Below are 9,465 nucleotides of genomic sequence, written 5' to 3' on the forward strand. Positions count from 1 at the left end.
GGGAACGGCAGCTCAAGGCGTACGACTGGGACGAGCTGGTGGCGACGTTTCTGGAGCACCCCGTCGAGGTGGTTTACGCCGCGGGCAAGATCGACCGCCTGCGGGCGAGCGCCCTCTTCGAACAGGCGGCGGCCGGCGAAGGGCGTGAGCTTTACGAAAGGAGCCGCTTCAAGGAAGACCAGGCTCTTTCGCAGGTATTCGCCGGGGCGCTGGCGAGCCGGGGCATCCGCCTGGGCAGCCAGCACGAGCTCTTAGGCCACCTGCTGGCGCCCCCGGGGGTGCTGGCGGCGCGGGCGCCTGACCGGCGGGAGCGGGCCGATATCGAGGTGGGCCGGCGGCTTGCGAAAGAGGTGGCGGCCCTCGACATCGGCCAGACCGTGGTGGTGAGAAACGGGGTGGTTGTGGCGGTCGAAACCGCCGTCGAAGGCACCGACGCCACGATCCGGCGGGCGGGGCGCCTGGGTGGCCCCGGATCCGTGGTGGTGAAGGCAAGCCGCCCGGACCAGGATCCTCGCTTCGACACGCCCGTGGTGGGGCCCGACACCATTCGCGCCATGAAGGCGGCCGGAGCGTCGTGCCTGGCCATCGAGGCGGGCCGGTGCCTCGTGTTGCACCGCGAGGCTGTGGTGCGAGCAGCCGACAGGGCCGGGATCGCCGTTGTCGCCTGTTAGGCAGGCCAGAGGCGCAGGCCCGAGCGCCGGTGCCGGGCGCGCCCTTCGCGTCATGCTGGTGGCCGGCGAGGCCTCTGGCGACGGGTACGGCGCCCGGCTCGTCCAGGCCCTTCGCGATGAGCAGCCGGATGTGCGGTTTTTCGGCATGGGCGCCCAGGCGATGCGGGCGCAGGGCGTCCATCTGCTTTTCGACGTGACGGGGCGAGGGGCCATCGGCTTCGTGGAGTCGCTCCGGGAATACCCCCTGTACCGGCGCGTCCTTGCGAGACTGGCGGAGGGAGCCCGCCGGTTGAAGCCGGACGTCGCCGTTCTCATCGACTTTCCCGGGTTCAACCTGCGGCTCGGGCCGCTCCTTGCCCGGATGGGCATTCCGGTGGTCTACTACGTCGCGCCAGCGGTCTGGGCGTGGGGCGCGGGCCGGGCCCGGGCCGTGGCGGCGTTTGCGAGCCGGGTCATCTGCGTCTTCGAGTTCGAGGTGCCGCTGTACCGGCAGGCCGGCGCGCCGGCCGAGTGGCTCGGGCATCCCATCCTGGACGACGTTCCCCAGCGCCCGCCAGCGGCCGCCGCGCTGCGGGAGGTGGGCCTCGCCCCGGGCGGGCCCGTGGTGGCCCTGCTTCCGGGCAGTCGCTTTCAGGAAATCCAGACGCTTTACCCGGTCATGGTCCGGGCGGCGCAGGCTATCCACGCTGCCCGCCCGGACGTGCGCTTTGTCGCCTCCGTGGCACCGGGGATCGATTCTGGACTTCTCGTGGCCGCCGGCGGCGTGGCGCACCGGGAACTGGGCATCCGGCTGGTCGGGGGCGGCATATGGCGGTCGCTGGCCGTCGCCGAGACGGCGGTGGTGGCCGCGGGCACGGCTGCGCTGCAGGCTGCGCTGTGGCAGGTACCGATGGTAGTCGTCTACAGGGTTTCCGAGGCGACTTACTGGCTGGCGAAGCGGCTCGTTCGCGTCTCACACGTTTCGCTGCCCAACATTGTGGCCGGCCGTCCGGTGGTAGAGGAACTGTTGCAGCACGACGCACGCCCCGAGCGGGTGGCGCAAGCGCTTCTGGACCGTCTCGAACGCCCGGACCGGCTCGCTTCGGAGCGGCAGGAACTTTCCGAGGTCCGCCGGCGCCTGGGGGAGCCGGGCGCCGCGCGCCGGGCCGCCCGGGTCGTGCTGGAGGTGGCGGGCCGGTGAGCTGGGCGGAGCGAACGGGCGGTGCGGCGCCGGGCGGGCGGCAGGAGCCGGCGGACCTCATCGTGACCGCCAACGGCCCGGGGGAGATCTCCGGGTGGCTGTTCCCCGTGGCGGCGGAGCTACGGCGCCGGCTTGCGGCAAGCACGCACCGGGTGCGGCTGTTCGCCTGGGCGCCGCCGTGCAACTTCGCCTCGGGCAGGGAACTCGACGCCCTGCGGGCGCTCGGGCCGTGGGACGGGGTGTTTGGACCGTCGGATATGTGGCGGTTCCTGCTCCGAGGTGTGCCGCCGCCAGGGTACCGGCCCGCGGGGCGGGGGCTCGTGCTGTTCCTTGGCGGAGACCTCTTTTACGCGGCGGCCGCGGCGCGGCGGCTGCGCTACCCTGCGCTGGCGTACACCGAAGGGCGCGCCCGGTGGTTTTGGGCATACCAGCGCTTCTTCGTGCCGGATGAGGGGGCGGCCCGCCGGGCACGGGCGATGGGCGCCCCGGACGGCCGGGTCGAGGTGGTCGGCGACCTGGTGGTGGATGCGGTCCTGTCCAGGGTCGGCGCGGTTTCCAGAGCCGGGCAGGCGTCAAATGCGGGCACCGGCGGGCCTCTGACGGTCGGCCTGTTTGCGGGGAGCCGGGATTATGAGGTACGCTGGGTCCTGCCGATGATGCTGCGGGCGGCAGCCATCGTAAAAGAGCGCCTGCGCGAGCCGGTTCGCTTCGTGGCGGTGCGCTCGCCCTTCAGTTCGCAAACGGCAGTCCAGGAGGGCCTCGAGGAGGCAGCTACGGCCATCGCAAGCTCGATAGAGTGGGTGGCAGGCGAAGACTGGACAGGGGTCCGGCGAAGCGAGGCCATGGCGCGGTGCGACGTGGCCATCTCCGTGCCCGGCACGGTAACCGCGGAGCTGGGCGCCCTGGGGGTGCCGACCGTCACCATCCTGCCCCTGCACCGCGCCGAACTGGTGCCCCTTGAAGGCGTGCCGGGGCTCATCGGATCGATTCCATTCGTGGGTCCCCGCCTCAAGGCCGGCATCGTGCGGCGCGGGGCCTCGCGGATCGGGCCGATCTCCATCCCGTCACGCAGGGCCGGCCGGATGATAGGCCCGCAGATCGTGGGCCAGTTCGGCCCGGAGGCAGTGGCGCAGGAGGCCATGGCGCTGCTGCAGGACGCCGCGCGGCGCAGGGCCCTGAGCGGCGCCCTTCGCCAGGCCATGGGGCCGCCGGGGGCGGCCCGGCGTATCGCAAACGAGGTGCTTTCGCGGCTCGGGGTGGGGGGGGCTGCCGCGCCATGACCGGCGCCGGCAGGGGCCTTCCGGGCGGCGCCGCGCTCGGCCTGACCCGAGGCCGGCGGCTGATTACCCGGGAGATCCTCAAGTACGGCGCGCCGCTCACCGGCGGCGTGCTCTGTTTGGCCGTGACCGTGGCCGGCACGCTTCTGCTGCCCATGGTGGTGGGCCGCGGCCTCTTCGACGAGGTGCTGTCGGGCAAGGATCTGGCGGCGCTTTACCGGGTCCTCCTGATCACGGTGGCCATCTACGTGTTGAAGGGCCTGGCGCAGTTCGGCGCGACTTACCTCATCGCCTATGCAGGCCAGCGCGCCGTGGCGGACCTGCGGGCGCGCCTGCACGACCACCTGCAGAGGCTGTCAGTCGGCTACCTGCAGCGCCAGCGCGTTGGCGACCAGGTCTCCCGCATCACCTCCGACCTGACGCTCATCCAGGCCGCTCTGAGCCCGGGCCTTGCCGAGCTGGTCCAGAACGCCGCGATGCTCCTCGGCACCACCGCCGTGGTCTTCTACGTCCACTGGCGCCTGGCGCTGGTGGCGTTTCTCGTGCTACCCCTGGCCGGCCTGGCGGTGGAAGCTTACGGGCGGCTGATCCGCCGCTACACGAAAGAAGCCCAGGAGCGCGTCGCCGACGTGGCGGGGATTTTGCACGAGAGCCTGAGCGCCATCCGGGTCGTCAAGGCGTTCACGCTGGAGGAGCAGCAGCGCCGGCGGTTCCAGGCGTCCAACGAACGGCAGTTCAGCGCCGCCATGAAGTCCGCGCAGATGATGGCAGCCGCGTTCCCCGTGGTGGAGCTGTTGATGCTGGCCTCGATGGCCGCGGTGGTGTACGTGGGCGCGGTCGAGGTGCTGGCCGGGCACCTCACCACGGGTGAACTGGTGGCGTTCCTATCCTACCTGGGCCTCGTGACCGGGCCAGTCTCCAGCATCGGCCGCGTCTACACCCAGATGCAGCAGGGGGTCGCCGCCGCGGACCGGGCCGCCGAGATCCTGGCCCAGGTGCCGGAGGCCGCCGACCTGCCGGGCGCCGTTCCGCTCGACCCGGCCGAGGTGAGGGGGGCCATCGCCTTTCACGGCGTGAGCTTCCGCTACGAGGACGCCGAGGTTGAGGCGCTTCACCACATCGACCTGAACGTCGAGCCGGGCCAGGTGGTGGCCATCGTCGGGCCCAGCGGAGCGGGCAAGACCACGTTGGTCAGCCTCTTGCCGCGCTTTTTCGACCCCACCGAGGGGCGCATCACCCTGGACGGCCGTGACCTGCGGTCCATCCGGCTCGGTTCGCTGCGGCGGCTGGTGGCCGTGGTCCCGCAGGAGACGGTGCTGTTCCGCCTGACGGTGGCGGAGAACATCGCCGTGGGGTTCCCCGGGGCCACCCGCCGCCAGATCGAAGAGGCAGCCCGCATGGCCAACGCGGCCCCGTTCATCGAGAAGCTGCCCGAGGGCTACGACACGCTTTTGGGGGACCTGGGAGCGGGGCTGTCGGGCGGCGAGCGCCAGCGCCTGGCCATCGCCCGGGCCATGCTGCGAAACCCCCGGGTGCTGATCCTGGACGAGGCGACGAGTTCGCTTGACGCCGAATCGGAGGCGCTGGTCCAGGAGGCGCTGGCGCGCCTGATGCAGGGCCGCACCACTTTCATCGTGGCCCACCGGTTATCGACCGTCAGCCGGGCCGATCTCATCGTGGCCATGGACCAGGGCCGCATCGTGGAGTGCGGCACGCACGAGGAACTGCTGCGCCGGGGCGGCCTCTACTCCCGGCTGTACCGGCTCCAGACCGTTCCCGCGTAAGGGGGCTCAGGACCCATCACCCCGCAGACGAGCAGACGGGGCCGGCGCCGGGCGGTGGTTACCGGCGGCGCGGGCTTCATCGGTTCCCACGTGGTAGAGGCGCTGATGGCCGAGGGCTGGAGCGTAGGCGTCGTGGACGACCTGTCGTCGGGGCGCCCGGAGAACGTCCCGGCGGGCGTCGAGCTGGTCCAGGCCGACGTGCGCAGCCCCGAAGCGCGGGACTTCTTCTTTCGCTTCAAGCCGGAAGCGGTGGCACACCTGGCGGCGCAGGTCAGCGTGGCGAAAAGCGTCACTGACCCCGGGCTGGATGCGGCCATCAACATCGAGGGGACCTTGGCGGTGGCCGCAGCGTGCCGGGAGGCCGGCGTGAGCCGGCTCGTCCTGGCCTCGTCGGCGGCCGTGTACGGGGCCCCGGCGTACCTTCCCGTGGACGAGGCCCACCCCACGGTGCCGCTCTCCCCATACGGGGTCTCCAAGCTCGCTGCCGAGCATTACGTGCGGGTGCTCTCCGAACTGGCCGGCGCTTCGTGGGTCGTGCTGCGCTACGGCAACGTCTACGGTCCCCGGCAGGATGCGTTGGGCGAGGCCGGGGTGGTGGCCGTCTTCGTGAGCAAGCTGGTGGCCGGCGAGGCGTTCCCGGTTCACGGAGACGGACAGCAGAGCCGGGACTTCGTCTACGTGCAGGACGCGGCGGCGGCGACAGCACGCGCCATGGCCGTGGAGGCCGCCGGCGGCAACGTGCTCAACGTGGCCGCGGGCAGTGCGACAACCGTCCTGGAGCTGGCACGGGCGCTTTGGGCCGCAGCCGGGCGAAGCGGTCAGCCGCGCCTTGCGTTTGGGGAGGTGCGGCCCGGAGACATACGCCAAAGCCGCCTGGATCCGGGGCGCGCCGAGAGGGTGCTGGGGTGGCGCCCGGCCGTCGGCCTCGAGGCCGGGCTGAGGCAGACGCTTCTCTGGTGGCAGAAGGTGAGCGCCGTGCGGGAGGGCGCCGGGTGAACACGCCCATCCTGGCCGCCCGCAACCTGGTCAAGCGCTATGGCGGGCGCCCCGTGGTGGACGGGGTCAGCCTGGAGGTCCGCGGCGGCGAGGTGGTGGGGCTCCTCGGGCCCAACGGCGCCGGCAAGACCACCACGTTTTACCTGATGGTAGGCCTGGTGCGGCCGGACGGCGGGGAGATTCTGCTGGACGGCCGGGAGATTACCCGGCTGCCTGTCTACAGGCGCAGCCGTCTGGGTCTGGCCTACCTGGCCCAGGAACCCTCCGTCTTCCGGCGGCTGACGGTCGAACAGAACGTGGAGGCCGTCCTGGAACTCACTGCTCTGAGCCGCCAGGAGATCCGCGCCCGCACCGCCCAACTCCTGACCCAATTCTCGCTGGCGAAGCTTCGCCACCACCGCGCCGCAAGCCTCTCCGGCGGCGAGCGTCGGCGCACCGAGATCGCCCGGGCGCTGGCGCTGCGGCCGCGGTTTTTGCTGCTGGACGAGCCGTTCACGGGCGTGGACCCCATCGCGGTCGCCGACCTCCAGCACATCGTGCGGGCGCTGGTGGAGCAGGGGATCGGCGTCCTCATCACGGATCACAACGTACGGGAGACCCTCGCCATCACCGACCGGGCCTACATCATCCATCAGGGCCGCATCCTGGTGGCCGGGCCTTTCGAGGAGATCGCCCGTGATGAACTGGCCCGGCGCTACTATTTTGGCGAGAGCTTCTCCATGTAGGGCGGGGTCCGGTCCGCCGGGCATCAGGCGGGTGACTCCGCGGTTTGGGCGCCGCCTGCCGAATAGATGTATGGGACGCGTCCCGGCGGCGGTTCGAGGGGGGCCGGCCGGCGCCCAAGAGGGGGCCACGACATTTACAGCCTGGCGCTCATCGCAGCCCTGCTGCTGATGGCAGGGCTCATCGCCTTCATCGGCGACCGCGTCGGCATGCGGGTGGGCCGGCGGCGGCTCACGTTGTTCGGGCTGCGACCGCGCCACACCTCCATGGTGATTACGGTGGCAACCGGCGTCCTCATCGCCGGCACATCCCTCGCCATCCTTACCGCCGCCTCCAACGAGGTGCGGCTGGCCCTGTTCCGCATGGATGAGATCCAGGCCATGCTGGCCGAAAACCGCCGCCAGTTGCAGAGCCTCCAGAAGGAGCTGGACCAGCGGCAGCGGGCGCTGGCTGAGGCGACAAAGGCGCGAGACCAGGCCGTCTCGCAGCGTGACAAGGCCGTGGAGGAGCGCGGCCGGGCCGAAGCGGAACTGCGCCAGGCACGGGGCCTCTTGGGCCAGGTTGAGGATGAGCTGGCGCGCACCCGGGCCGAGCTCACCGACGCCCAGAAGCGGCTCGACCAGACCCGCAAGGATCTCTCGTTCCAGGTCGCGCGGGTGCAGCAGTTACAGCAACTGGGAGAGACGCTGGCAGCGCGGGTTCAGGAGCTTCAGGGCCAGGTGGCCTCCCTCGAGCGCACCGAGCGGGAGCTGAGCGGCGCGATCATCGCCCTCTGGAACAGCGCGCGGCGGCTCCAGTACGGGGACCTGGTGTTCCGCCGGGACGAGATCGTGCTGTCCGCGGTCATCACGTCGGACGGGACGGCCGAGGGCGCGCGCCGCCAACTGCTGGCGTTTCTCAAGCAGGTGGAGGCCGCTGCTGCAGGCCGGCTTCAGGTGAGCGCGGGCTCGGGGCAGGGCGGGGAGGACCTGGTGCGCCTTTCGCCTGATGCGTTCGACGAGAGCGTGCGGATCCTCTCTGCCGGTAAGGGAACGTGGGTGGTGCGAGCGCGCGCGGACCACAACACGCTGGCAGGGGAACCCGTGGTGGTTCAGCTGGAACTGGTGCCCCGCAGCCTTGCTTTCCGAAAGGACCAGGTAGTGGCGGAGGCGCTCATCGATCCGACGAGCGAGCGGGTTGAGGACCGCGTCCTGGAGCTCCTGGGCCGTACCAACGAGGTCGCGATCACGTACGGCGGCATGGTGACAGGGCCGGATGGCACGGTGGGCAAGCTCGTCAGCGCCGACGAGTTCGTGCGCGTGGTGGAGCAGGTGCGCCAGCTCGGCAGGCCGGCGCGGGTGGTGGCCACGGCCGCCGAGGACACGTACAACACCGACGGCCCGTTGGCGGTGCGCCTCCAGGTAGAAGAGCCGGGCAAGGCACCGGGAAGGGATCGGCGCCCATCCGGCGGGTGAAGGGGGGAGGAAGGAGGTACCAATCTGGTAGAAATGCCAGAACCCTGCCGGCCCAAGCAGGACCTGGGCGGCAACCACAGAATTCCTGCTTACAGTCTCTGGTCTTTGTGACGGCGGCGAGAGCGCCGCAGGCGGCGCCACCCGGCGATGCCCTCTGCGGCTGCTGGGAGTTGGGCGGCGGGGCCCGACTTTTGACTGGCGCGAATTACCGTAATAGAGGGGGTTCAGGCTGCGATGTCGCGCAAGGCCCTGACGGTTCTGCTTGCAGTAGTGGCCCTGGCAGCGGCGGTGCCGGTGGCGGAGGCAGCACAGAGCCCGTTTGTGGACGTGCCGGAAGGGCACTGGGCGTACGAGGCCATTGCCAATCTGGCGGCGGCGGGGCTGGTGCAGGGGTATCCGGACGGGACCTTTGGGGGGTCTCGGACGCTGACGCGCTACGAGGCGGCCATGATCTTCTCCCGGATGCTGACGCGCCTGGAGAACGTGGTGCGGCAGGACGTGGCGGGGGAAGTGCAGGGGTTGTCGGCGCAGGTGGCGGGGGACGTCACGCAGCGGGTGATGGCCAGGGCCACGGCGGAGATCCAGCAGGCGATTGTGGCGGCGCGGGAGGCGCTGGCGCAGGATGTTGGGCGGATGGTGGAGGAGAAGCTGGCGCAGGCGCCGCCCCGGACGGTTGAGCGGGTGATCGTGGAGAAGCAGCCGCAGGTGACGGAGCGGGTGGTCGTGGAGCAACCGGTGGGGATCACCGACGAGGTGCGAGCGGCCATCGCCGCCATCGTCGCCGACCAGGTCAAGAGGGAGCTGGCTCCAGAGAAGCTCGGCCCGCTGGCGGCGGAGATGGTGAAGGCCAAGGAGTTCGAGGAGGCGCTCGACGCCAAGCTCAGCGAGCGCATCGGCCCGGTGCTCGGACTGCAGGGGCTTGACGTGGACGTGGCTGCGTTGCGGGGCGACGTGGACGCGATCCGAGAGGTCCTCAGCCGGCGGGTCAGCGAATTGAGCGCAGCCATCGAGGAGTTGCGGCTGCGGGTGGGCGCGCTGGAGGAGAGCAGCGGCGTGGCCGCGAGCACCCAGGAAGGCCTTGCGCAGAGCGTTGCCGCGGTGAACGACCTGGTCGTGAGGGCAGACCAGCGCATCACGGGACTCGAGGACAAGGTCGCAGGCCTCGAGGTGGTGTCTGCCCAGAAGGCCGCGCAGGGCGACGTGGAGGCGCTGAACAAGAGGGTGCAGTCGCTGGAGCAGAGCAACCGGCGGCTGACCTGGGCCCTGGTGCTGGTCGGCTTGGCTGCGGTCGCGGCTGTCTTCATGCCGGCGCCGTGACGGCTTCCAGGCGGCCCGGTGCCGGATGCGCCGGGCCGCTTTTCTCTCTGTCATGAGCTTCTG

The 9,465-nt window shown here is 71.0% G+C and carries 8 protein-coding genes; all 8 read left to right on the forward strand.

What is annotated here, in order from left to right; genetic code table 11:
• A partial coding sequence (locus AB1609_08955; protein ID MEW6046597.1) for an LpxI family protein occupies nucleotides 1-671 on the forward strand: 671 nt, incomplete at its 5' end.
• Nucleotides 658-1,851, forward strand: coding sequence for a lipid-A-disaccharide synthase (gene lpxB, locus AB1609_08960; protein MEW6046598.1), 1,194 nt, complete (start codon nucleotides 658-660; stop codon nucleotides 1,849-1,851). The genes AB1609_08955 and lpxB, both read left to right, overlap by 14 nt.
• The gene (locus tag AB1609_08965) at nucleotides 1,848-3,131 is read left to right on the forward strand and encodes a hypothetical protein (GenBank protein ID MEW6046599.1); all 1,284 of its coding nucleotides are present in this window, start codon (nucleotides 1,848-1,850) and stop codon (nucleotides 3,129-3,131) included. Before lpxB ends, AB1609_08965 begins: the two co-directional genes overlap by 4 nt.
• Nucleotides 3,128-4,912: an ABC transporter ATP-binding protein gene (locus AB1609_08970; protein MEW6046600.1), complete on the forward strand. Its 1,785-nt coding sequence runs from the start codon at nucleotides 3,128-3,130 to the stop codon at nucleotides 4,910-4,912. Before AB1609_08965 ends, AB1609_08970 begins: the two co-directional genes overlap by 4 nt.
• Nucleotides 4,913-4,966: 54 nt before the next feature.
• A complete protein-coding gene (locus AB1609_08975; protein ID MEW6046601.1) occupies nucleotides 4,967-5,908 on the forward strand; it encodes an NAD-dependent epimerase/dehydratase family protein in 942 nt (313 codons plus the stop codon).
• A complete protein-coding gene (gene lptB / locus AB1609_08980; GenBank protein ID MEW6046602.1) occupies nucleotides 5,905-6,633 on the forward strand; it encodes an LPS export ABC transporter ATP-binding protein in 729 nt (242 codons plus the stop codon). Before AB1609_08975 ends, lptB begins: the two co-directional genes overlap by 4 nt.
• Before the next feature lie 66 nt (nucleotides 6,634-6,699).
• Nucleotides 6,700-8,085, forward strand: a complete 1,386-nt coding sequence (locus tag AB1609_08985) for a DUF3084 domain-containing protein (GenBank protein ID MEW6046603.1) — start codon at nucleotides 6,700-6,702, stop codon at nucleotides 8,083-8,085.
• 234 nt (nucleotides 8,086-8,319) lie between these two features.
• Nucleotides 8,320-9,402 (forward strand): S-layer homology domain-containing protein, encoded by a 1,083-nt coding sequence (locus AB1609_08990; protein MEW6046604.1) that lies wholly within the window; start codon nucleotides 8,320-8,322, stop codon nucleotides 9,400-9,402.
• The last annotated feature ends 63 nt before the right edge of the window (nucleotides 9,403-9,465 follow it).

The organism is Bacillota bacterium, from assembly GCA_040754675.1.
Lineage (GTDB): Bacteria > Bacillota > Limnochordia > Limnochordales > Geochordaceae > Geochorda.

What these genes read in the sequence shown, in the direction of transcription:
- AB1609_08970 (MEW6046600.1), top strand. Translation starts at nt 3,128, where the DNA reads ATGACCGGCGCCGGCAGGGGCCTTCCGGGCGGCGCCGCGCTCGGCCTG.
- AB1609_08985 (MEW6046603.1), top strand. Translation starts at nt 6,700, where the DNA reads ATGTATGGGACGCGTCCCGGCGGCGGTTCGAGGGGGGCCGGCCGGCGC.
- AB1609_08990 (MEW6046604.1), top strand. Translation starts at nt 8,320, where the DNA reads ATGTCGCGCAAGGCCCTGACGGTTCTGCTTGCAGTAGTGGCCCTGGCA.